Raw genomic sequence first — 23,607 nt, forward strand, 5'->3', positions numbered from 1 at the left:
GTGGGCAAGTAACGCTGTTCCAAGCGAGCTGCTCTGCGACTCATCCAGTGACTCAGTAAACCCTGAAATTAAGGTCATAGATCTCCCTATCGTCACCGTTAACCGGTGTCATGTCCTGCGGGCAGGCAGACATTGCAACGATCAGATCTTCTAATGCCTCAAACTCCATTACATCGCCCGGCTTAGAAACCGGTGCGAGAAACTCAATAGCACCATCATCACTGAGTCCTACATTCATCCATAGGTTCAGAGGCGATGGGAGATGAGTAGCAGTCTCATCAACTGCTGCGAGCGCCATCCTCAGGTTATCGGTACGGATATCGTGATAACCAACAACTCCCAGCCCCTTATACCGACTGAGATCACAGGAAGCGATGAGCATGTCATGCACACCCGGAGAGGTGTCACTAGCGACTGATATTGATTTTCCGTCGGTTAAACCGCTATCGGCGTAACAAAATAAAGATCACGGTGGTGAAGGAGGCATCACCGTGATCTCCATGTCATAGGTGCCAGGCTACAAAAAAAGGCAGTTTTAGATATCAGTCGTTTGAAAAGCCGGAATCCAACCCCCCAGGGTTTACTGAGCCCTTTAGGTACGCATGGCAGTTCTGAACAAAAATGAGCCTTTTCTTGCCCACCACTTGAGATATCATTTGCTCGTCGACGTCCAGCAGCGCCACAATGCTCAACGCGCTTTTATTTCGAAGATCGCAGGCTGCGGCCATTAGTTCAACGGTGCTCTTTTTCTGAACGAATTTCAGATAAAACCACCGCCGCAAAAGCCCCTTCATCCCCTCAGTCGGTAAATAATTGCCCTGCGATACCTGAGTTAAACCGATCATGACGCCCTCCCGAACCTAATCGATTACCCGGGGTCAGGTCTTGCCTTTTGCCCCTGCTATTGGAAGCAAAAGGCAAGACCTGACCCTGGATCCATCGATCTGGCCACTGCAATAGCAGTGCACTGTTATCAACTTTGAAGGCCTGACAGAAGTCTGTCTGTTCGGTTGCACACCAAACGTCGCTTGAGCCCGTGGGGAAAGAAGGTTCGGTCACAAAGCGGACATTCAGATTGGCTGATAACGTCTGTCCTGAACGGTGAGAAAGCGGCAGTGAAGTGCAGGATGTTTATCCGATGCCTGACTTGGTAACTTCGCGATGGAGTCCACGCAGCGGATTTCAGGGCTCACCGACTAGGCAGCTCCTGTTAGCTAGCCTCCTGATAAGAAACCATGCGCTGCTTGTCTTCGTCCCAAAGGGCATAACGGAAGCAGTCTGCTATATCCCTCGGCGCGAGGGTCGTGGTCAACGGCGATTGTAGCTCCGGAATCGCCGCCATCACCTCGGGAAGGCGATAAAAAGGAATTCGGACGTTGAGATGGTGGATATGGTGAAAGCCAATGTTACCGGTAAACCACTGCATGACCCGATTCATCCGCATGAAACTTGAAGACTCCATGGCCCCCCGGTAATAGGTCCAGGCTTCGGGCGAAGCAATCTGCATACGCCGGAAACTGTGCTGGGCAAAAAACAGGTAGCACCCTAACGCAGAGGCAACAAGCATAGGGAGCAGGATGACAAAAAATGCCAGGCCGAAGCCACCCAACCACCAAAGCAGTCCAATCAGCCCGAAGTGAGTGATCAGCGCAATGAGGGAGTCAAGGTGTTGGGCTGGGGACCGAATTAACGGTATGAGTGTGATGTTGAGGCCGAAAACGATCGGATAACTCAGCACCACCACCAAAGGGTGACGCTGAACGCGATAGGCTAAGCGCTGCCACCGTGTTGAAGCCCGCCAGATACGGGTGGTCAAAAGCGGAAACGCTCCCACACTGGCGCCTGAGATCTGCCCCACATGGCCATGATGATAATTATGGCTAGCACTCCAGGAGCGGGTTGGAGTGAGGACAAAAGCGCCATAGGTATGAAAAAGCCAGTAAGCAACGCGTGAGTCTTTGAGAATGGCACCGTGAAGGTAATCATGGAAGGTGATAAAGGCACGTACCATCAAGAGTGCGCCCAGCAGGGAACACACAAGCTGAAGCGGCCACCACGGAAGCGCTCCGGCAGCTATCAGGGCCGCGATCATTAACCCGAAAGTAGGGCCGACTTGCCACCAACTTTGAACATAAGACTCTTCAACGTAAGGTTTGGTGGCTTGAATCAGCTCCCGGCCTACCCGGATATCAGCACTGTGTTCGGGCAAACTGCTGTTCATTTTCTGGATATCGTTCTGACGCATTGCGCGACCCTCCCTGCCTTAAAATTAAATCTTGAGGCAGGGAATTTCCAGCTCGCGGATCATTTAGAGATCACCACAGATATACATAGCGAATAATATGGGCTTCCTCGTCGCCTACCTCACTCATAACCCGCAGCCCAGCTGGTGCGGCCGAGCTCTGTGGCCCGGACAATGTCTGTCTCGGGAACCAACGACACGTCCCCCACTTCCCTCGTGTCGTAATGGAACACACACAAACGGGAAGCAAACTCAGCGAATGGGAGCGACGCTTCGCCATAGCGCTCACCATTACTCTGTGTTGAGCAGTTAATGCCCTGGCCCCAGTCCTGGCCGCTGTCGTTGTTGGGATTGAAAAAATAAAGCCGCATCAGGCCATCGCGATCGAGATTGACGCGAATAATGGTTATGGCGTGACGTCCAACGAGGCGCCCTCCACTATCGGTCACAGCTATACCCGCCGGCTGCGGGTGTATGACGGGTATGTTGCCGTTGTAGTAAGGGTGATAGCAGGCATAAAAGTGGCGGATAAAACCCTCATAATCATGAATTTTTCCGGTCTCCCGACTGGTAACACTGAGAAAGCCGTGTCCTACCCACCAGCCATACATTTCCGGATTGATCCAGCGATGCAAATCGTCGTCACGCACGCCGCACAGTCGCCCCATCTCGCCATATACGCGGTCAAGGTGGGGTATCAAAATCAATGAAACCGGATCGACATCGGTTGGGGGTTCCTTCGCGAGGCCAGCTTCCAGGCGCTGAGAATTAATGGTCTGGCCTTCGAACCGCATAACCACATCGTCATCACGGGCAGCCCAGGCGAGCAGTTGCAACAGGAAGTCAGCATCGTTGAAGGACCACATCGAAAGGCCAATGACTGACTGGCAGGTCGGATTGTTACCCTGGCCAACGCCTAACGGCTGCCCCAGAAGGCTCAGCACACCGGCCAGCAGATACACCCGCGGCGGGTGCGCATCACCGAAAACAGTGCTCAGTTTGTCCGCAGCGGTCTTGCACAGCTTCAGTTCAAGTTGCCGCCATAAACCCGCAGCCACGGGCGGGGTAAACAGGGACCCGCGTTCAAGAAACATGGCCAGGCCGTAGACAGCCTGGCAGGTTTCCGGATGAATAACCTCATCAATCAGTTCATGAACAATCTGACGGTAGCATTGGAGCACATCGTTGCCGGTGATACTCAGGCCCAATGCCAGGGGTAACAGGTCATCCCGGTGCTCCCGCAGCTGCCGTAACAGCATCGGATGATAGGGGGAAACCATGCCGGTTTCCTGCATCCCACTGGCAAAGCCTTTCGCCTCTTCAAACAGTGCAGCATCGTCCATGGCTTCCAGGCGTTCGCCGTAGACCGCGAGGCCCGGATCGTCACGGCAGCCCGGAGTTGGCCCGAATAAAGCGCTGACCAGACGCGCCGCTTTGTGCATGCCCGAGGTCTCGATTGCCGGATCGAACAGGCATTTGGCAATCTGGCTGACCATCTGTTTGATGCTGTCTGTCTGAATCGGGCGTTGAGCCAGCAGACGCCGTACTTCATCCACCAGGCTGTCGAGAATGCTCTCATAGCCCAGCCTGTTAAGCAGAAACTGATAAAGCGAATTGACGATGTGCCCGAGCCCTTGCGGACGCTCCCGATCCGCTTCGCTCATCTGACCTGACAACAGGTCCAGGTTCAGGGCCGTCACCTGAGCCAGGAAGTTTCTGGCCTGTTCCGCCGAGATTCCGGGATGCAGATAATCACCCATGGCCACGGCCAGCAGGCGGAGCTCACTCAGGGCTTCGATGACCGTATAGGCAGGGGCTCCCTGGCGTAACGTTCGCACAGCCAGCGCTGGCCGCAGAATGGCAGGCTGGTTCCAGTCACTATTGGCAAACACGCCCTTGGCCTCCATCGCCGGCACTCGATCGTACAACGCGTCAAGTCCTCCGGGAGCGGCCATGACCTGAAGTGCCGATTCCAGTACCTCGGTATTCGGCGCCAGAGGGTTGCTTTGGTGGGTCAGCGCAAGCTGTTCCAGGGCCTTGTCAAACGCTGCCACAGAAGCGCTGGCATCGGGATTAGAGCCGGAGAGAGTCACGATATCTTCCTTGCCTTTAATAAGGTGCATCGCGGATTAGCAATGCCTCGAAATAGTCCTGTCGAAGTGGTTTGGATAACAGGAAGCCCTGAGCATAGTTACACCCGATACGGGAGAGAAACTGCAACTGCTCGTCCATTTCAACGCCGCCCCCAACTACCTGTCCGTCTATCGCATGAGCCATAGCGATTATACCCTCCAGGATGCGGTCCGCACCGCCGCCTTGAGCAACGTCTTGGATCAGCTCTCGGTCTATCTCGGTCAAACCTTAAGTCACCGCTTTTTGACCAGGGATGTTCATGAAGTCTGAGGGCTCAGCGATTCTGCGAGTCTCGTAAATCTGAGCCTTCCCAGGATCTTCCGACAACCCCAAGATTACTAGCCGTCTGTTTTATCTTCGATGGCGTCGCCCGTATCCTCGACCGAATCATCAATTTCTTCGCCAGCTTCCTCTAAAGGCCCCTGCTGTTCGCAAGCAGACAGGGTGATCGTGAGACCACCCACAAACAAGGCGGCCAACATGGTTTTGTAAATGTTCATAGTTCTTTTCCTTTTCGACGAGATTGCTGAGAAGAAGACTGAAATACCACTGCATATCAAATTCAGTATGAGGGTCTAACTTACTCGAAGTGAGGTGGCCAGTCGGTTCGCTAACGCGCTTAAGAAAAGCAAGGGCCTCTCAGCGCAAAGGAAATGGATAGTGTTTAAAGGGGCCTGCTGACCTGCCCCCAAGCGCTGAACCGCTCTCTGCCTAGGTAGGGTCACTCCTGAGCCGGACGACCAATTTAGTACTTTGTTTGGAAACTGAAATCGGCCCGTTATTCTGGAATTTACTTTAAGTTTGTTAAGCACTTCGTGTGGAATTCGCGCCCTAACCTCGTGATCCCTGGCTTCAGGGGTTTAGCATTTTCTGTGGTCGTCCAACGAACTTCGGTCTGTCCTAGTGTGCAACTCCACTAAGGTGGTTTTATAGTTGAAAGCGTCTGGACGAAAACTGCCCCAATTCTCTATTGAGGAACATCAAAACACATAAATGAAGCCAACACCGATCTCCGCTTCATAATCATTCCGAGATATTGGGCTATCTGAAACGTCACTCCCATAGACCTCGTAAAGAGCTTCACCGAAGACCTGCCAGCTCTCGTTCAAGTAATTTCGATAGTTAACATTGAAACCAGTTGATCTATACCCGCTATCAACATCGGTTTCTGGAAGACCTGAATCTATGGATTGTTGTGTGTTCACACCAAAGTCCCGGTTGGCCAGCTTTCCATCGTGGAAAGTGACAACAGCGCCAACTTCCCAGCCAGTGCCGTTAGGTTGGCAACCCAAACAAGTTCCTGCGCCGAAAATCCCGAGCGTACCGATTTCTCCTGTTAATACACGGCCATCTAAAAAGTAGCGCCAATCTTCTGTAAGGGCATGACGCACTTCCAACAGCAATGTCACCCCAGAACTCGATTCGCCTAACCCATCCAGTCTGCCATCTTCTGAATCGCCCTCTTCACGGCCTTCTTCGTAGCCTAAAGAGGTTTGAAACAACCAGGCATCCTTGGCCAGTGTTCGCCACCCAATTGCTTCACCTGCCCAGAAAAAAATGTGTTCGCCAGTTCGCCACTGAACACCCCCAGCCGGATCGATCTCAGGTTCGAATTCGTCCGAACCCTCATAAGCAGACTCATATTCAACGCCCAGCCCAAGCCCAACACCCCAACCATCGCCATCTGTAAAATCGTCGATAGAAGGAAGCGGAACGAGAGGGGTTCTTGACTCCGCCGCGTTTACCGATCCAAAACATGAAAGAACGCCCAGACATGTGACGACTTGAAGGACTATTTTTTTCATGGTTTTTTCCCCTATCAAGCAAGAGGTGGTAACACGACTTACTCATCAGTATAGATTGTCGCCCGGCGTTTTCGGGTTTAACGAGGCCGCGTTTTAAAGGTGTCCACAGATTTCACTTATAGCTGCATTTATGCACAGTTAACTTCGCCGGGGTTTGATCGATTCCTGGAGGGCTTTTTGTGGGTGAGAAAAGGTCCGCTTTTGTTTACTTGTTCACTTTCTTTTCAACTATCCTTTTTGATAACGCGGTTGCCAAGGAGATAGCCCGACTTCTGGCAGATATAATGAGGGTTAAACCAAGAGGAACGATATCATGATGAAAATGATCCTGATGTTTCTTGCTTTATCTCTCTCAGCATTCAACGTGTATGCAAGTGATAACGATGATCGGTGCGACCCTGCCCAAAGCAAAGCGAATGGTCTATGCGTTTCCGGTGATCGAGATTGGCGCACCACACTTGGACTGAACAAGGATCACCGATCCGCTCATTTGTTGGCTTATGGTTCCGAACATGATCGCTGTTATTCAAGCTGTCAGGATCAATTGATGGCATGTGAAAAATCGGATTCAGCCTGCAATATGGAATTCCAGGAATGCACGAGCAGATGTGACTCGGAGTATATGTAGCCCTACCGTTGGTGCTTGATGAGCCGGTGCCATTATTGGAAACATCGAATTACTGAAGATAGTTAGCCCGGCTCCGACAAAAACCCAACGCCAACCTTACGGTGTTGGGTTTTTCTCCCTTTCATGCCCTCTTCCTACATTCCCATGAATGCAGGGTTAAAGCGGCCTGAGCCGCGCAGCCCCCGTCGAAGGTCCCTTAAATCACGGTCAAAGTTTTCGCGGGAACGAAACGTCTCTGGCTGTTGCAGAAAGCTCAACACACAACCGCTGACCAAGGGATTGCGCTGAACAGCGATTTTTCGGGACTTGGTTAACAGCGATACGCGTAAGGCGTGGAGGAACCCGCGATCACGGGCGAATTTCGGAAGGGGGATGCGGGTGTAATACACCCCGAAACTGCTACGCTGAAGGTACATAATTGTTCCACCTGATTGTTCCACCAGACGGACACAAACCTCAGCTATCGTATCTCCTCAGCAGGCCTTGCGGCGCAAGACATCGTCGGAAGATAATTGGCGGAGAGGGAGGGATTCGAACCCTCGATACGCTATTAACGTATACACACTTTCCAGGCGTGCGCCTTCAGCCACTCGGCCACCTCTCCAATAAACTGTTTCAAATCAGCAATCTCGTCGCTCATTTGAGGGCGCAAACTCTAATGGTTTTTCTCGCGTTTGGCAACTCCCTTTCGCCAAATCCTCCATTTTTTTCCAGCAGTCCGGGATTTCGTTGATTGGCTGAACCGTTTGAACGCTATTGTTAAAAAAGCCGATAATGAAACGCAATTTGTTGCCACAGGAACAAATACGCGATTGCGTTCCAAACGTATGGAAAAAGGAAGAAGGTGGGTTTCCGGCAGGGCCACAGGAGCAACCGCATGTTGATGAAAGCCGATCAATGCACTCTGGTGTTAATCGATCTCCAGGAAAAGCTGATGCCCGCGATCAGTCAGGGCGAGGAAGTCGTGGATCGGTGCCTCACACTGGCGACCATAGCCGGGTTACTGGATGTCCCGATCCTGGCGACGGAACAGCTGCCGGATAAGCTTGGCCACAATGTGGAAGCGGTTCGGGAACTTTGCCATCAGGTCATTCCCAAGCATCACTTTGACGCCTGCCCCGATGGCCTGATAGATCGCCTTCCCGAAGGACGACAGCAGGTCGTGATTGGTGGCTGCGAAACCCACGTCTGCATGATGCAGACGGCCCTCAGTCTTTTGGACGCCGGGTTCAAAGTTTGGGTGGTGGCCGATGCTACCGGGTCCCGCAATGAATTTGACAGGGATGTTGCTCTGGACCGACTCCACCAGAGCGGGGCAAGAATCGTTACTGTGGAGATGGCGGCGTTCGAGTGGATGAGAGACTGCAAGCACCCCAGGTTTCGCGATATTCAGAATCTGATCAAGTAGGATTCCAACTGCCCTATTCCATCTCCTGATCGCCTTTGTCTCTCGATGCGAGGCACATCAACTGTTGAGGTAACCCATGCTGAACATGGATTTTTCACAACGGGTAGTTATCCGTTCCGATAATGAGGACTGGCTTCCGAGCCCTGCCGGCGGTGTCCTGAGAAAGCCTCTGGCCAGGGAGGAGGCTGAGCGAGGTCACGCCACCAGTATCGTCCGTTATGAACCCGGCGCCTCGTTCAAGCGACACGAGCATCCTCTAGGGGAAGAAATTCTGGTTCTCGACGGCGTTTTTTCGGACGAAACGGGAGACTATCCGGCGGGAACCTACCTACGAAACCCACCGGGCAGCGGTCATGCGCCATTCAGCAAAGAGGGATGTACACTGCTGGTAAAGCTGCATCAATTCGATCCTCGGGATCTGGATACGGTTCGCATTGACACTCATGCGACACCCTGGCTTCCCGGTATTGGCGGCCTGGAAGTCATGCCCCTCCACGATTTCGAGCACGAGCATGTTGCGCTTGTGAAATGGCCCGCTCACGAACGTTTCCAGCCACACCGGCATTTCGGAGGTGAAGAAATCTTTGTCCTGTCCGGAGAGTTCTGTGACGAACACGGTCGTTACCCGCCGGGAACCTGGATTCGCAGTCCCCACATGAGCGCGCATCATCCGTTTGTCGAGCAGGAAACCATCATTTGGGTGAAAACCGGCCATCTCCCGATATGACCCGCAGGCTTATTGATCGGTCACAGGGCTCTGGTCGACGACGATCAGCCCTTCCAGGTTGAATCCCTCGGCTTTTGCCCGCTCCCGAAAAGCTCTCATTGCCTCGTCAGTGACGTCGGGTGTACGCGACAGGAACCACAGGTACTCACGGTTATAGCCCGTAATATAGGCATAGTTGTACCCGGATTGGTCCAGCTCGAACACCACGTAGGAACTATAAAACGGGCCGAAAAACGACACCTTCAGATGCCCGGTGTCTCGATCACCGACGAAAACGGCCCGACCATCAGCGACGCTCCATTCTCCCTTTTCAGTATTGTATCCCCGGTTCGTTACCTCGATGCTGCCATCGTCCATTAACGAGTACTCAGCGGTCACCCTGCTCAGGCCTTCTTCAAACGAGTGGTCCAGGCGAGCGACCTCATACCAGGTCCCAAGGTAACGATCCACGTCCAGCCCGGTGACAGGCTGGATTCCCTCCGGCACTCCCGTACAGGACGCCAGAAAAATGCTTACACACACCACCATCGCACGCATCATGATCCGTTGCTCGCCTCCCGCCTTGCATCCGCAACAATAACAGGTTCTTTCCCAACTCTTGCGGGAAACATACGGCGCCAGATAAAAAGAAGAGCAAAAAAAGGGCCCCGAAGGGCCCATCAGATCATCACGACAACGCTGTTTGACGCCAGTTGCTGCCGGGCAGGACATCGGCACCGCTGATTCCGAGTTCGCGTTCGACTACGGGCAGTTCAAACACGTGGTAAGCCTCAGGGCCAAACGGGTCCAGCGCGGTATCCAGATAGACGTAGTCATCGGGAACCGGCTCACCGGAAAATACCACCCGGAATTGCCGCTCAAGGTTGCGAGCACCAACGCTCAACGGCTGTTCCACCCAGAGATAAACGGATTTGTCGGGAACAAGATATTCACACCGAACAACCCGGAACCCCTCGCGAAGCAGGAGGGTGGTGGGCGCTTTCCCCTGCTCCAATCGAAATTTATGGATAGTCTTCATGGCAAGTGCTCCTCTGCAATCGCATCCAACAGTTTTATAATGGACAGATTGAGAGCTCGACAAAATAAGCTTTTTTAAGCCGATTACCTCGATTATTTCGAGGTTCTCTGGATGGGCTGGAAGCTCACATCCCCCTGGCAGATGGCACGCACGCCATCATGAGCGGGATTCTTGCCACGCGTAATCGCGAAGAGTTCATCTTTCACATCATCAATGGATGCTATCTGCTCAACCTCATATTGCCGGCAAACTTCTTCACTGATGGCCGTCGGCGCCGCGAACACGCCCAATCCCTGGCGACCAAAAACCTTGATCAGTGCGCTGTCATCGATTCTTGCCACCAGGTTCATCCGAACCCCCTGCAGCGAGAACCAGTTCATGAGCTTTTCGAAATAGGGAGCGTCGGTGGCGTTAGCCAATAATGGCTCACCGTTGAGAGAGGCTGGAAAGCCTTTTCGCAGCCTCCTGGCCAGCACTGGCGAGGCAAAAAGGCTTATGGTGGACCCTGCCAGCGCATGCACAGCAAAACTTCCCCGCTCATTTACACTCGGCATGCGGTCGATTAGCACGATATCCAGCTCCTTACGTTTCAGCCGCAGCAGCAAATCCTCGGGGCCGCCAGTCTGGCAGTTCAACTGAATCTGCCGGGGAAGAACCATCGCCGGTTGCAGGAGGTAATAGGCTATCAATTTGTGAATGGATGCCGAGACTCCGGCAGAAAGGGTAAGGGGGCGATCGGAAGGCGCAAGGCGGAGGGTTTCATTGAGTTCCCCGGCGAGCGTAAAAATCTCTTCGGCATAACCAAGGACCGTGCGCCCCAGGTCTGTCAGGATAAGTTTGCGCCGTTCCCGCTGGAACAGAAGGCCTCCAAGCGAGGATTCAAACGTAGCCAGCTGGCCGCTCAGGGTCTGGGGGGCAAGCTCCAATACCTCACTGGCCCTGGCAATCGACCCTTCCCGGCTGATCATCCAGAAATAGTAAAGGTGTCTGAGATTGAGTTGATCCACGGAAGCCACCATCGCTGTGCTTTCAGGAAGGGCGCGGCACCTTCACTATATCACCGAAGGTCACGTATTCACTGCCACCCAATCGGCCGATTGGATCAATGGTGGCGGCATCAATCCTGAGCCGGTTCTGGTCATCGTACGCAATGGCCTGATCCGAGACGTAGGCCCCTTTCACGAGACCGAAGACCAGGCTCTGGGGCGCCGCACCAATCTCCTTGATTTCATACAATTCACAGGCGAACGCAACGTGACAATCCTTCAGCCGGGGCAATCGCGATCCTTCGAACGGCACGAGCTCCAGCCCGAGCCGAGCCAATTCTGACTCACCGTGCGGCAGGGTCCGGGAGGTTTCAGTCATCGCCGTGGCCAGTTCCCGATGGGCAATGTGGACTACAAAATCTTTTCGCTGCTCAATGTTGACCCGGGTGTCCTTGAAGGCGTTGTCGGTCGGTTTTCGACCGACGGACAACATCAGCAGCGGCGGATTGCTGGTAATAGGGGTAAAGAATGAAAACGGCGCCAGGTTGTAGTCGCCATCCGGGTTTTCACTGAGAACCCAGGCTACCGGTCGCGGAATAACCGTCTGGGTCAGAGCATGATAGACATCCGCGGAGTTCATTCCTTCAAAGTCGATAAACATCAGTTTCTCCTATGGGCTTCCTGGGCCGAGGACGGTGATCGAACCAGCCAGACCGCCATCAGTATTCCGTGGAGCATCAGGAACGGGATGGCAACCAGTACCAGACCGCCCCACCCCAGCCAGCTCAGCACGGCCCCGGCGGTAAGGGCCGCGGTCGCCTGGGAGCCAAAAACCATCATATCGTTAAGCCCCTGAACCCGGAATCGTTCAGTGTCGTGGTAGCCTTCCGGAAGCAGCGAGGTACCGCCAACAAACAGGAAGTTCCAGCCGACGCCCAGCAAAAGCAGCGCGCCGAGGTAATGATGGAAGCTGACGCCATTGGCCGCCAGCACGACACACCCCAGATAGGCGACCAGTCCAGCAGCCATCAGGATCGGAATACCAACCATCCGGGTCAGCCAGCCACTGATCAGGGAAGGCAGATACATGGCCATGATATGCAGTTGAATCACACGTTTGGCGTCGTCCAGATCGTGGCCCGCGATTTCGGTCATGCTTAATGGCGTTGCGGTCATAATGAAACTCATGACGGCATAGCCCACCGCGGCTGCGCTGATTGCAGCCCACACCAATGGGTTTTTCAGAATTTCAGACAGCGGCCGACCGCCACCGGACTGTGAGCTTCTGACCAGCTCACCTCTGGCCCTGTAGCCCAACGCAAGGATGATCAGTGCCGCGGCCTGAACCACTCCGAGCGCCACCCAACTGCTCAGAAATGGATAAACTTCCCCGGTACCGCTGCCGATGGCCGCCACCTCCGGCCCAAGCCACGCCGCCACCAGACCTCCCAGCAGAACCCGGGCAGCCGCAGACCCAGCCATACCAGCCGGCACCGACTCCATGGCTGCAAACCTGTACTGGTGCACAACCGCCAGTCCGGTGCCTCCGACTACCGAGGCAATGCAGAGAAGCAGGAAGCTTCCCTGCCAACTGGATACAGCGCCGAGAACGGCGGCAAGGATCCCCATGACAGCACCAAGCAGCATCACCTGCTTGCGCCCGGTTTTCTCCATTAACCAGGTCGCCGGTTTAATGGCGAGAACCGTTCCCACCACGACCAGTCCAACCGGCAGGGTCGCAAATTCCGGTGCCGAAGCGAGCAGGCGCCCCTGAATACTGCCGATGAATACAATGAACGGCGCCGTACACATGGCCAGCGCCTGCGCCGCAACCAGGACCCATACATTGAGGGGCATAGTTTTATTTTTTCCTGTAGATAATGCCCGGGTGGCACTGCACCATTTCATACAGGTCAGGCAGGCCATTGAGCGATTCGGACGCACCGAGGATCAGGTAACCACCGGGATTCAGAGCCGCGTGAATTCGAGTCAGAATATCCTTCTTGAGGTCGGCGGAAAAATAGATCAGGACATTCCGGCACATGACAATGTCGAACTTGCCGAGCATATAGCGCTCCAGGAGATTCAACTCCCTGAACTCCACCATGGCCCTCAACTGGGGTTTGATCTGCCAGCCGCCATTCGGTGACGGCGTGAAGAACTGTCGCTGGCGTTCCGGCGAGAGACCCCGGCCGATGGCAATCATCTCGTACTCGCCGCGGCGTGCCACCTCCAGAACGCTCCTGGAGATATCGGTGGCGGTTATTTTTACGTCCCGGAGCCTTCCGGGTCGCTGGCGTCGAAACTCCTCCACGATCATCCCTGCCGAGTAGGGCTCCTGGCCGGTAGAGCAGGCTGCAGACCAGATGCGCAGCGGCTGTGTTGTCTTACGCTCGGCAAACTCCGGCAGAAGTTTTTCCTGGAGAATTCGGAAGGGATGGTTATCCCTGAACCACAGTGTCTCGTTGGTCGTCATAGCATCGATGACAACCTCACGCAGGTTCGCACGGCCCGGGCGTTTGAGGCGTTCGAGGAGTTTACCGAGGGATTCGAGTTCGTTCTCTTCCAGGATGCGACGAAGGCGGCTCTTCACCAGGTACTGCTTATTCTCACCCAGCAAAATACCACAGGCATCCTGCAGGAATGTCTTGAAGGCTTCGTATTCCTGTGGCGTTATATCCGCTTTCATTGGATCTCTGTTCTGAGTGATTCTGTGCGCAGTGACATCAGGCCTGATCGATTATCTCCATGACCCGCTCTGCCAACTCATCCGGACTGAACTTGGCCATGAAGTCGTCCGCGCCAACTTTCTGAACCATTGCCCTGTTGAACACTCCGCTCAACGACGTATGAAGCATGATGAACAGATCCCGGAGTGCGGGATCATCCTTGCATCGGGACACCAGTGTATACCCGTCCATTTCCGGCATTTCGACGTCTGAAATCACCAGCGCCAGATGGTCACACGCATTTGAACCATCTTCCGTAACCTTCTTGAGATACTCAAGCGCCTGTTTGCCATCGTTCCTGATGACAACGGTCATTCCGATCGCCGTCAAACAGCGCTCAATCTGGCGGCGGGCGACAGCCGAATCGTCCACGACAAGGACCGGCAAATGCCCGGCGACGCGCTCGGAAGTCTTGCTCAGCACGGCGTCCGTGACATCTTCCCTCAGAGGAGAAACTTCTGCAAGAATCTTCTCTACATCGATGATTTCTACAAGTTTATCTTCTATTTTAGTGACAGCGGTCAGATAGACATCCTTGCCAGCACCCTTGGGCGGCGGAAGAATGTCTTCCCAGTTCATGTTCATGATCCGGTCCACACCTGTCACCAGAAAGCCCTGGGTCTTGCGATTGTACTCGGTGATGATGACAAAACTCGTTGGCACGGTTTCCTGCGGGATGCCTGGCAGCCCAATCGCCATACTCAAATCGATGATCGGGATGGTTTCACCTCGTATGTGGGCGACCCCCTGAACGACCGTGCGACTGTTAGGAATGGAAGAGAGCTTCGGACACTGGAGGACCTCTTTCACCTTGAACACGTTGATGCCATACATCTGCCGGCCGCGCAGACGGAACAGCAGCAGCTCAAGCCGGTTCTGCCCCACCAGCTGGGTCCGCTGGTTCACACTGTCCAATACACCTGCCATGTTCTCTCTCCCGGCCCACCGGACTGCCGCCGGCATGCATTTTGCTGCCATTTTCTCTATATCAAGGAGACGACAAAATCTTGTCGTTGCTTCCTTAACCAGCCTGTTTAACGGCTGTCCGCCCCGAATCCTTAGTTCTGGAGGGGGAGGTTTGGACGGTTTTTGACAGCATAGGACAAAGTGACACGTATGCGCATCACCATTTTCGCCCTCTTCCTGCTCCTGACCGGGATCACTGACGCCAGCGCAAAGACGACCGCCGACCAGATCGAAAAAGCGGCCAGCCGCTTCCTTGAGGCTTTTTCGACGCAGCAGGCCGAGGAAGGCTACGAAGTAACCTTCGAAGCCGGAACGGTGGACGACCGCCTGTCGCTGGCGAGCTGCGAAGCCCCTCTTGCCGTCGAATTCACCGGTGATCCCTGGAAGAGTACGCACCCTTCCCTTCAGGTTGCCTGCGAGGGCAGCAAACCCTGGCGTATGTTTGTCACCGCTTCCGTCTCCATTAATGGGCCCGCACTGATTGCCGCCCGCCCCCTGGCACGGGGAGAACGAGTCACCAGCGATATGCTGACAACGCAGTCGGTGGTTGTTAACGCCAGCCGCCGAGGCGTTATGCGCAGCGCCGATGACGTAACGGGTATGGAGGTGCGGCGTCCGGTCAATAGAGGATCTGTCATTACGCCGGATCTGCTCGCTGCCCCGGACGCAGTGGAGCGGGGTGACCATGTTATGATTACCGCCAGCAGTGGCGGATTCTCGGTCACCTCCAGAGGTAAGGCCCTGGCCAATGCTTCCATCGGTGAACAGGTTCTGGTCGAGAACCTTCGGACTGCACGCACCATAAGAGCCAATGTTGTTGCTCCCGGACGAGTCGAGATTCCGATGTAGAAGCCTTGCAAGGCAATGATCTGCCGTGCGGCAATTTGCTGCCGTCGGATTATCCGGAGATGCAGCCGAAAGATGGACAAGGCGTAATGAAATTTTGAAAAATTTCGTTAAAGAACTGTTTGGCGCGGCCGTTACATAGATACACACTCGAGTAAGTCATGCTCCGGCGTGACACCACAGGTAAGCAGGTAACGATATGTCAGTTGACTTTAATGGAATTGGCCGAGGCCAGGTCAACACCCAAAGGACCACAGCCGATAAATCCACCGGCAGCCAGAACACCCAGCCGGAGCCCAGCGAACAGGCGAAAACCCAGACCCAGGGAGCTCGCGGCGACAACGTCAGTCTCAGCAGTCAGGCCAAAGACCTGAAACAGCTCGAGCAGAAACTGGGTGATTATCCCGAGATGGATGATGACCGTATCGCCGAAATCCGGTCAGCCCTGGAAAACGGAACGTACAAAATCGATGCTGAAAAGCTGGCCCAGAAAATGCTTGATATGGATAAAAGCATATTCGGGTGAGTAGAACATGGCCACAATCGATGATCTAAAAGACCTGCTCTCGCAGGATGTTCATCAACTGCAGGAACTGGCAGAGCTTTTACAGAAAGAGAAAGCCTGCCTCTCCTCCTCCGATGTGCGGGCCTTGCAAGGTCTCACATCTGAGAAAAACCAGCTTCTGGAACAGGTTCGGGGACGTGCCCGGCAGAAAATCCATTGCCTGGTGGCCATGGGCTACAAACCGGACAGCGGCGAACCGTCCCGCTTCCTGCGCAGTGCCGGACTTACCGAGCTGTATGACCTGTGGAAGCAGGCAGACACCAGCATGCGCAAATGTCAGGCTTTGAACCAACACAATGGGCGGGTAATGGCCCACCTTCAGAAGCGACTCTCGCGCCTCACCGATATCTTCCGGGGCGCCACCGGCCAGCAGAAACTGTACGGTCAAAAAGGCGAGCATACGACGGTCTCAAGCCGAACCATCCTGGCCAGCGCGTGACACCAGACGATATTCCCAATGAAAAACGCCCGGAAGTCCGGGCGTTTTTTTTATCGCGTGTATATGGTCATCCGCGAGTCGGGATCGAAACGGATATCGTGAATGCTGACATTACCCATTGACGGGCCTCGACTGCCACTGACCCGGATGTTATCCATTCTTATTACCTCGATACGTTCCGGAAATGCCAGCGTCAGCGCTCCATCCCCGCGCACAGCGTAGCGCGGTTCCCCGTCCCGGTAGTGAACTCCGGAAATGGTCAGGTCCGAGTCCAGGAAATTCAGTACCGGCACAAAAATATTGGCGGTCAGCTTCAGGCCCTCAATGACATCGGCTGAGATGCTGCCATCACTCTCCGACGAGGTTTCGGCCATCCTCGAGACTTGTTCAATCCGGTCCAGAAGCGAAGGATCCCCCTGGCCGAGAACCCGGTCGAGTTCCGAATCCACCAGGGGCCTCATCGCGCCGCGCTCATAGACCTCACCCATCGCCGCGGAACTCTGTGCGGCACTGGTGCTGCTGCTCGCGGCAAAACTGACCAATGGCTGAAACGGCAAGGTGACAACGGTGACCAGTGCCGCCGCATTGCGGTAGCGCGACTGGTGCTTCAGTACCCGATGCAATTCCTTTTCGGTGAGCCAGCCCGACTGGATGAACACTTCCCCCAGTCTCTGACCGGTTTCCCGCTGCACCCGGAGACCGTCTTCGAGCTGTTCCTCGGACAAATAACCGCGACTGATCAATAGCCGCCCAAGACGCGACTTTTCTTCAAATCCCTGACGGATTCTCACTCGATTCTCCTTTCCCATAGTGAAAACCGTACAACTCGGCCCGGTATGAAATGATCGTAAAACCGACACCCATTGAGCGTAGCCCACTTGCTAAAAACTGCGCCTGTGCAATCGCCGAAAAAAACGCCGCATTCTGCTAAGATCCTGCTCCAGAAAGCAGATACCATGAATTATTGCAGGAAACGTCTCTGCAGCTAACGAGGAGAGAACCGTTAAAATGCCAAATTCCGTAAAACCGTCCCGGTCTGTGATCCCTGCACTGATTCTGTCTTTGGCCGCCCTGCTGCCACTCCAGAGCCACGGTCAGAGCACGGGCCAGGAAAACGTGGAACAGCTCCCCAAGGTAAAGATTGTTACCAATAAAGGGCCTTTCGTTCTGCAACTGCGCCCGGACGTGGCGCCAAAAACGGTTGAGAACTTTTTGGAGTACGCTGAAAGCGGCTTCTACAACAACACTGTTTTTCACCGCGTGATTCCCGGGTTCATGGTTCAGGGGGGCGGCTTTACCGCGAAACTTTCCCGGAAATCCACGAGCGATCCCATACCGAATGAGGCCAGTCCGACCCTGAAGAACCTTCGGGGCACCGTTGCCATGGCCAGGACCAGTGCACCGGATAGCGCTACCTCACAGTTTTTCATCAACCTGGTCGACAACGGCTTCCTGAATGCCGGCGTTCGCGGTGCCGGATATGCCGTATTCGGCAAAGTGACCGAGGGCATGGGGGTTGTGGACGCCATCGGCGGGGTAGAAACCGGGTATTCCAAGGGGATGGCGGATGTACCCGTGGAGCCCGTGGTGATCGAGAGTGTCTCGATACTGGAGCAACCCCGGTAAAGCCATGACTGCGGATGTTCTTTCGCCGAGGATCGAGGCGGCAACGGTGCGTTGGCACGAAGGGGTCCCGGAGTCGGTCAGGTTTGGAGATGTCTATTTCAGCCGTGACAACGGGCTGGCGGAGAGTCGCTACGTCTTTCTGGACAACAACGGTTTGCCAGAAAGGTTCAGCACGGTTCCGGCAGGCGGGAATTTTGTCATCGCTGAATCCGGTTTCGGTACGGGCCTCAATTTCCTTGCCGCCTGGCAGGCCTGGCGCGACCATGGCCCGGAGCATGCCGCATCGCTTCATTTTATCTCTGTGGAACGCTTTCCGTTGACACGGGAAGACCTTTCCAAAGCCCTTGATCTCTGGCCGGAGCTCTCCGCCCTCGCCTCACAACTAATCGACCACTACCCGCCACTGATCCGGGGGGTGCACAGGATCCTGTTCGATGCCGGGCGCGTCCGCCTGACCCTGTATTTCGGCGACATCCTTGAAGCCTGGCAGGCGCTGACCTTCCAGGCTGACGCCTGGTTCCTGGACGGATTCGCCCCTTCCATGAATCCTGAAATGTGGCTCGATCAGGCAATGACTGCAATCCGCGCCCACAGCAAACCGGGAACCACGTTGGCGACGTTTACCTCTGTTGGCCGTATTCGGAGAGCATTGGCATCAACCGGGTTCGAGATGCAGAAAACCCGGGGATACGGACGAAAACGGGACATGCTGATCGGCAAACTGCCGGCCGGGACGGAAGTCGGAGACACAGCCACACCGGGCTCGGTTGCCATTGTTGGGTCAGGCATCGCCGGCTGCCTGTTGGCGCGTAACCTGGCGGAACGCGGCGTACCCGTGACCCTGGTCGACTCATCACCTGAGGCCGGTTCCGGCGCCTCAGGGAACCGACAGGGAGCCACCTACGTCAAGCTCGGAGTGGAGTTCAACGACCAGACCGAACTGGCCCTGTCTGCCCTGATGTTCAGTCAACGTATCTACCGTGCCTACACGGAGGATTACTGGCATCCGACCGGCCTGCTCCAGCTCGCCTGGAACGAACAGGAAGCTGACCGCCAGCAAAGATTTCTGACAAGGAATGACTACCCCGGGGAAGTTCTGTACCCCGTCACCCAGGAACAAGCCACTCAACTGACCGGAGTCCCCACCCAATCCGGAGGACTCTGGTTTCCCCGCAGCGGTTGGCTTGAGCCCTCCGAACTCTGCAAGTCTCTCGCCCAGCACCCGGGCATAAAAAGGATCTTCGATTTCAAGGTCACAGCGCTCACCCCCTCCCAGGGCCAGTGGCGTCTCTCGTCAGCCACGGCAGCCGATCTAATCGCTGATCGGGTTGTGGTGTGTGCTGGGCATGTAACCCCGGAGCTTCTTCCAATCCCGGGGGAGTTCCGTTTCAAGAGTATTCGTGGCCAGGTGAGCCATCTGGAGGAAAAACAGGTACGGACGCCGAAGGCAGTCATCTGCGGCCCAAGGTACCTTAATCCTGTTCATGAGGGCGTCGCAGTGACTGGCGCAACCTTTGATCTTCGAGACATGAACCCGGCCCCCACAGCGGCAAGCAACGAGCAGAACCTCTCCGAACTCGAGACCATGCTGCCGGATATCCTGATCGATCAGTCCAATACCGGAGAGCCAATTGAAGGACGGGTCGGATTCCGGTGTACCACCCACGATTATCAGCCCGTTGCGGACCAGTTGCAGGACAAGGACGGCAACCCTGTCCGTGGGATGTACCTGTTTACCGGCCTGGGAAGCAAGGGACTTACCTACGCTCCGCTGCTGGCTGAATACCTTGCCGACTGGCTTTCAGGGCAACCCCGATGCCTGTCAAGGAACCTCGCACGCCGGGTAGCGAGCCGGCGCATGCACAGGACCTACGAGAACGATTCGGGATCGTAGTAAACTCAAGAAATCTGAAATGCGGCCGATAATCAGGTAATACCTGTTGCCATCGCGGGGAACCAGAGCCATGTCAATCTTCGTCAGCGAACCTGGGCGTCCTGTCGGTACCCGATTACCGGAGGTTTTCCGGGGTCGCCGAGTGGGCGACGTCACCGAGCTGTCGGAAAGCCCTTCCATCAGCCCCAGTCATAGCGACGTAACGGATGCTGAGTTCCAGCAGGCCGCCAATTCCGGTCGCCATCGCGCCCTGGAAGAGTATGGCGCAGCCGCCGGTGAGCCAAGAAGCCAGCGGGCATATTTGCCAGTATCCACGATCTGTTCCCGCGCCCTCTATTCCCTGCCGGCCTCATCGACAATATCCGATGCCCTGACGAGCATGGAGGAACACGGTGTCCACCATCTGGTGATCACTGCCGAGGACCATGTAGCGGGACTTGTGGATTTGCGTTGGCTACTGAGTTGGCTGCACACCAATCCGGCGGAGGGGCTGAACCAGAGCATGGTCTATGTTGAGTTGCCGGCTTTCCTCACGGCATCGCCTGAAACCGATGCCCACCAGTTGGCCCGGCTGATGTTGGCCCATCAACTGAGTGCTGCCCTGGTAGTCGATGCCGGTGGCGAGCCCTCGGGCATCGTTACCAGCACCGATTATCTGAAACTGTATGCCAGCACCAGTCGTCACGAGGGTGCTGTTTAATTCAGGGCAGACAGTAAAACCCCTTCTGGACTGAAAACGAGCAACAACCGAGCGGCACCACGCCGCGCCAAAGCAACGATTTCGTCGTCACGATAATTGGCCAATACCAGCACTTCGGTGTCATCTTCGGGCAGTTGATAGTGCCACTCATTCCTGAACGGCGTTTCCTCGGCGCTTTCGCCCTCCTCTGTCAGTGACACCCGAGCGAGAATCGCCTGCTCTCCGGTTCCCGGCGTGTTACCTGCGCTGAATTCTCCATCGGTGGCGCCGCCCACCACGATATCCCCGTCAAAAATAAAGACCGCCTCGAAACGATCTCCGGACAGATCATCCGAATCGTTCACGGTGAATGCGCGATTGAGTACCCCTCCAGACGAATAGGCAAAAACGAAGCCGGCCCTGCTGTTCAGCGGGTTTCGAGCGAGAAAGCTATCGCCGTCATCGCCCTCCGTCACCGAGTAAGCCCCGCTGCCGGTTCCCACCAACCAGAGCAGATTGTTCTCGAACAGTCCGTCAGACACGGGCTCGTTCGCCTCGGTTCCTACCTGTTTGACGGACACGGCGCTCTCAGCACCGGACGCGCTGAAGAAGAAAGCGTCAACCCCGCCAATCACTGCCTCACCGTTCACGGCTCCCGCAGCTGAACCAAAAAGCAATGGCGCGATGGAAACCGAGCTTCCGCCGGCCACAGAATCATTGGCGGACGAACCGATCTGTCGAGTCCAGGCCAGTACCGGGATCTCGTCAGCACCGTCCGGTTGGGTATCGATCCGCTGCAGGAAGCTGTCCACTGCCCCCGCCCGGTTCTGATCAGGCCAGGTGCCATCGGTTTCGCCAGCGACCGATACATAGCCACCCTCGGCATTGATGCCAACCGCGCGGACAATGTCATCGCCACTGGTGCCGGTCCTGATGGTCCAGCTGTTAACGTATGCGCCACCGTCGGTCGCCGCATCAAACCAATAGCGCGAGACAACCACATCGTCCCCGCCCTTGGCGTCGGTATTCGCTACATCGGTGCTGTAAGCCACCACAAACTCGAAACGGTCTACCTTGCTGGCTCCTTCGGACACCTTACGCAACGCAGTACCGATCACCGGCTGCGGGGAGTCGAGCACGTCTCCTGCGTCTGAAATACCAATATCCTGCAACAAGTTGCCTTTCTGATCGTAAATCTTCACCAGTACCCGATCGTTATTGAGGCGGTCAAAACCCGTTACAAAAATTCTGCCGGAATGGGCAATGGCAAAGTCTGTTGCTACGAAACCATCAGAGTCGTTCCATACCAGTGCCGACGTCAGCTCGTTGAGACTCACCCTGAGCAGACCCTCATCCACAGCACGAGCGTAGTTTTCACGGCCGGCCTGGTACTTCTCATCAACCCCGAGCAAAATAAATCGATCATTCAGCCCGGTGTTTGAGTAGGTGTCCGTCAAAACCCGAATGCGGAAACGAAGCTCATTCACCGCCTCCGGAAAAACCAGTTCATCGTTTTCAACCCAGACACCCTCTGACTGTTCCTGCTCAATCACGAATTCCGAACCCAGTCGTGCAGTAGAGTCCTTCGTATGCTTGAGTCGGGCGTTAAAGGTCCCTTCACGATCCCCTGACAACACGCCGACATATTCGCGCTCACCGTTGATATTCAGGGCGTCACGAGCGCCTCCAGCAACGGTTTCCAGGGTCAGGACCGGTTCATCATCGTCGATCACCAGGTTGATTTCGGTGCCCTCGTTATTCTCCCCCAGACCGGCCAGTCCGCTGCGCACTTCCGTGAGGGTCAGCCGCGCAACCTCCGAAGGCTCAGGGAAAGTATCGTCGATCACTTCCAGCCGGATATAGCATTCGGTAACGCCGGGGTCGAACGTCAGCAGCCCGCCAAGTCCATCCTCCCGGAATGTCAGATACTCAAGGCCCCCAAGCCTGGAGCTACTATTGCTGCCCAGAGCAACAATATCCTGGCCGACATTGGCATCGCCGACGTTGGCCTCACTGTAATCGCAACGCTGATGGGGATCATCGAAGCCCGAATCACACTTGGTCGGGTCGTATTCAGAGCTCAGTTCGAAAGCCACACTGACCCGTGTCACCGAGGGACGATCGAGTATGACCTTCGCGACCACCGGGCGAGTTGGACTGGTCACTTCAGTGGTACCCGTCACATTCCCGTCTTCATCGTACTGGTTGATGGTGTAGCTATGCTCACCGGAAGGCTCGAGATCAGGCTGAACGCAGCTTTCGCGGGCAGTTTCAGCGATTTCAGGGCTTTCGCCTTCGGTGAACGTCTCCACTTCCAGGGACAAGGGGTTGTACTTCACCTCAATATCGAAGGGCTGGACGCCCGACATCCGGCCGTCCGTTGTGACCAGATTAATGTCCTGCTCCTTGCCGAGGTCCAGATCGCCGCGATTACCACCGGTAAGCCCTGGCACACCACGCATGATAATCCCCTGGCGCGCCTTGTTGCTGGTATCTTCCAGGGCGAGCCAGGAAGGTGCGTTAGTCAGGGAATAATCGAGAATTGTTTCGCCGCCGTAGGCACCGAAATTGTAGTAGTACTCCACCCCCAGATACGCGGTAGATGGAGGAATGCCCAGGATTGTAGGCTGGTCGGCGGGCTTCTCGGTTTTGCACGCGACTAGTCCGAGGGCAATCAGCATCACAAGGCTAAGGCGGTTGGCGGAAACAATGCGTGAGGTAAAATCGGCGCGCATGAAAAAGTCCGTTGAAACGTTGTTGTTATGGCAGTGCCTGGGCTTTCGCACAAAAGCCGGATTACACACCGTTACAGAACAACGCCATGGTAGCCAATTTAGAGTAGCTGCGATCTGCGCGAGTTCTCAGATTCATCTGCCAACGGGAGTCCCTCCCCGCCCGACCACGGAATGAACGTTA

The 23,607-nt window shown here is 55.3% G+C and carries 24 protein-coding genes and 1 tRNA gene; 8 read left to right on the plus strand and 17 right to left on the minus strand.

From position 1 onward, the window contains the following. Positions 1-52: 52 nt before the first annotated feature. The 8 genes from QQF73_RS10520 to QQF73_RS10555 form a co-directional block, all read right to left on the minus strand. The gene (locus tag QQF73_RS10520) at positions 53-421 is read right to left on the minus strand and encodes a DUF1989 domain-containing protein (protein ID WP_285368301.1); all 369 of its coding nucleotides are present in this window, start codon (positions 419-421) and stop codon (positions 53-55) included. A gap of 121 nt (positions 422-542) precedes the next feature. Beyond that, positions 543-845, minus strand: coding sequence for a hypothetical protein (locus QQF73_RS10525; RefSeq protein WP_228743159.1), 303 nt, complete (start codon positions 843-845; stop codon positions 543-545). Between the two features lie 365 nt (positions 846-1,210). Then, a complete protein-coding gene (locus QQF73_RS10530) occupies positions 1,211-2,245 on the minus strand; it encodes a fatty acid desaturase family protein (protein ID WP_285368174.1) in 1,035 nt (344 codons plus the stop codon). 119 nt (positions 2,246-2,364) lie between these two features. Next, positions 2,365-4,365: a hypothetical protein gene (locus tag QQF73_RS10535; protein ID WP_285368176.1), complete on the minus strand. Its 2,001-nt coding sequence runs from the start codon at positions 4,363-4,365 to the stop codon at positions 2,365-2,367. Further along, a complete protein-coding gene (locus QQF73_RS10540) occupies positions 4,352-4,600 on the minus strand; it encodes an EAL domain-containing protein (RefSeq protein ID WP_219865510.1) in 249 nt (82 codons plus the stop codon). Before QQF73_RS10540 ends, QQF73_RS10535 begins: the two co-directional genes overlap by 14 nt. A gap of 113 nt (positions 4,601-4,713) precedes the next feature. After that, complete coding sequence (locus QQF73_RS10545; protein WP_219865509.1) at positions 4,714-4,875, minus strand: lipoprotein; 162 nt, start codon at positions 4,873-4,875, stop codon at positions 4,714-4,716. A gap of 480 nt (positions 4,876-5,355) precedes the next feature. Continuing rightward, a complete protein-coding gene (locus tag QQF73_RS10550; RefSeq protein WP_219865508.1) occupies positions 5,356-6,180 on the minus strand; it encodes a MipA/OmpV family protein in 825 nt (274 codons plus the stop codon). A gap of 1,141 nt (positions 6,181-7,321) precedes the next feature. Further along, positions 7,322-7,412, minus strand: a tRNA-Ser gene (locus QQF73_RS10555). A gap of 273 nt (positions 7,413-7,685) precedes the next feature. Between QQF73_RS10555 and QQF73_RS10560 the strand changes: the two genes are divergently transcribed. Beyond that, positions 7,686-8,216 carry an isochorismatase family protein gene (locus QQF73_RS10560; RefSeq protein ID WP_285368179.1) on the plus strand — a complete coding sequence of 177 codons (531 nt, stop codon included), beginning with the start codon at positions 7,686-7,688 and terminating at the stop codon, positions 8,214-8,216. A gap of 76 nt (positions 8,217-8,292) precedes the next feature. Further along, positions 8,293-8,943: a cupin domain-containing protein gene (locus tag QQF73_RS10565; protein ID WP_285368180.1), complete on the plus strand. Its 651-nt coding sequence runs from the start codon at positions 8,293-8,295 to the stop codon at positions 8,941-8,943. 9 nt (positions 8,944-8,952) lie between these two features. On the opposite strand, the gene QQF73_RS10570 is transcribed toward QQF73_RS10565, so the two are convergent. From QQF73_RS10570 to QQF73_RS10600, 7 genes are all read right to left on the minus strand, one after another. Continuing rightward, positions 8,953-9,483: a lipocalin family protein gene (locus QQF73_RS10570; protein ID WP_219865505.1), complete on the minus strand. Its 531-nt coding sequence runs from the start codon at positions 9,481-9,483 to the stop codon at positions 8,953-8,955. A gap of 127 nt (positions 9,484-9,610) precedes the next feature. Then, complete coding sequence (locus tag QQF73_RS10575; RefSeq protein ID WP_285368182.1) at positions 9,611-9,961, minus strand: DUF7352 domain-containing protein; 351 nt, start codon at positions 9,959-9,961, stop codon at positions 9,611-9,613. A gap of 92 nt (positions 9,962-10,053) precedes the next feature. Beyond that, on the minus strand, positions 10,054-10,968 hold the full coding sequence (locus QQF73_RS10580; protein WP_285368183.1) for a LysR family transcriptional regulator: 915 nt from the start codon (positions 10,966-10,968) through the stop codon (positions 10,054-10,056). A 22-nt stretch (positions 10,969-10,990) separates the two neighbouring features. Beyond that, positions 10,991-11,608 carry a flavin reductase family protein gene (locus QQF73_RS10585; RefSeq protein WP_285368184.1) on the minus strand — a complete coding sequence of 206 codons (618 nt, stop codon included), beginning with the start codon at positions 11,606-11,608 and terminating at the stop codon, positions 10,991-10,993. Then, positions 11,608-12,804, minus strand: coding sequence for an MFS transporter (locus QQF73_RS10590; protein WP_219865501.1), 1,197 nt, complete (start codon positions 12,802-12,804; stop codon positions 11,608-11,610). The genes QQF73_RS10585 and QQF73_RS10590 overlap by 1 nt, the downstream gene beginning before the upstream one ends. 4 nt (positions 12,805-12,808) lie before the next feature. Then, a complete protein-coding gene (locus QQF73_RS10595; protein WP_219865500.1) occupies positions 12,809-13,636 on the minus strand; it encodes a CheR family methyltransferase in 828 nt (275 codons plus the stop codon). A gap of 37 nt (positions 13,637-13,673) precedes the next feature. Next, complete coding sequence (locus QQF73_RS10600; protein WP_285368186.1) at positions 13,674-14,603, minus strand: chemotaxis protein CheV; 930 nt, start codon at positions 14,601-14,603, stop codon at positions 13,674-13,676. 189 nt (positions 14,604-14,792) lie between these two features. On the opposite strand from QQF73_RS10600, the gene flgA reads away from it, so the two are divergent. The 3 genes from flgA (at position 14,793) to QQF73_RS10615 (ending at position 16,492) form a co-directional block, all read left to right on the plus strand. Beyond that, the gene (flgA, locus tag QQF73_RS10605; RefSeq protein ID WP_219865498.1) at positions 14,793-15,491 is read left to right on the plus strand and encodes a flagellar basal body P-ring formation chaperone FlgA; all 699 of its coding nucleotides are present in this window, start codon (positions 14,793-14,795) and stop codon (positions 15,489-15,491) included. Between the two features lie 196 nt (positions 15,492-15,687). Then, positions 15,688-16,014, plus strand: a complete 327-nt coding sequence (gene flgM / locus QQF73_RS10610; protein ID WP_285368187.1) for a flagellar biosynthesis anti-sigma factor FlgM — start codon at positions 15,688-15,690, stop codon at positions 16,012-16,014. Positions 16,015-16,021: 7 nt separating this feature from the next. Further along, positions 16,022-16,492 (plus strand): flagella synthesis protein FlgN, encoded by a 471-nt coding sequence (locus tag QQF73_RS10615; protein ID WP_219865496.1) that lies wholly within the window; start codon positions 16,022-16,024, stop codon positions 16,490-16,492. Between the two features lie 50 nt (positions 16,493-16,542). On the opposite strand, the gene QQF73_RS10620 is transcribed toward QQF73_RS10615, so the two are convergent. Next, the gene (locus QQF73_RS10620) at positions 16,543-17,283 is read right to left on the minus strand and encodes a cyclic di-GMP-binding domain-containing protein, MshE-related (RefSeq protein WP_285368188.1); all 741 of its coding nucleotides are present in this window, start codon (positions 17,281-17,283) and stop codon (positions 16,543-16,545) included. A 217-nt stretch (positions 17,284-17,500) separates the two neighbouring features. Between QQF73_RS10620 and QQF73_RS10625 the strand changes: the two genes are divergently transcribed. The 3 genes from QQF73_RS10625 to QQF73_RS10635 all read left to right on the plus strand — a co-directional run bounded on the left by QQF73_RS10625 (position 17,501) and on the right by QQF73_RS10635 (position 20,712). Further along, complete coding sequence (locus QQF73_RS10625) at positions 17,501-18,118, plus strand: peptidylprolyl isomerase (protein ID WP_219865494.1); 618 nt, start codon at positions 17,501-17,503, stop codon at positions 18,116-18,118. A gap of 4 nt (positions 18,119-18,122) precedes the next feature. Beyond that, the gene (mnmC, locus tag QQF73_RS10630; protein WP_285368189.1) at positions 18,123-20,012 is read left to right on the plus strand and encodes a bifunctional tRNA (5-methylaminomethyl-2-thiouridine)(34)-methyltransferase MnmC2/FAD-dependent 5-carboxymethylaminomethyl-2-thiouridine(34) oxidoreductase MnmC1; all 1,890 of its coding nucleotides are present in this window, start codon (positions 18,123-18,125) and stop codon (positions 20,010-20,012) included. 70 nt (positions 20,013-20,082) lie between these two features. Beyond that, a complete protein-coding gene (locus QQF73_RS10635) occupies positions 20,083-20,712 on the plus strand; it encodes a CBS domain-containing protein (protein WP_285368190.1) in 630 nt (209 codons plus the stop codon). Here the strand turns inward: QQF73_RS10635 and QQF73_RS10640 are convergent. Continuing rightward, complete coding sequence (locus QQF73_RS10640; RefSeq protein ID WP_285368191.1) at positions 20,709-23,426, minus strand: hypothetical protein; 2,718 nt, start codon at positions 23,424-23,426, stop codon at positions 20,709-20,711. The two genes, QQF73_RS10635 and QQF73_RS10640, sit on opposite strands and share 4 nt — an antisense overlap. Positions 23,427-23,607: the final 181 nt, after the last annotated feature.

The organism is Marinobacter albus (assembly GCF_030238305.1).
Lineage (GTDB): Bacteria > Pseudomonadota > Gammaproteobacteria > Pseudomonadales > Oleiphilaceae > Marinobacter > Marinobacter albus.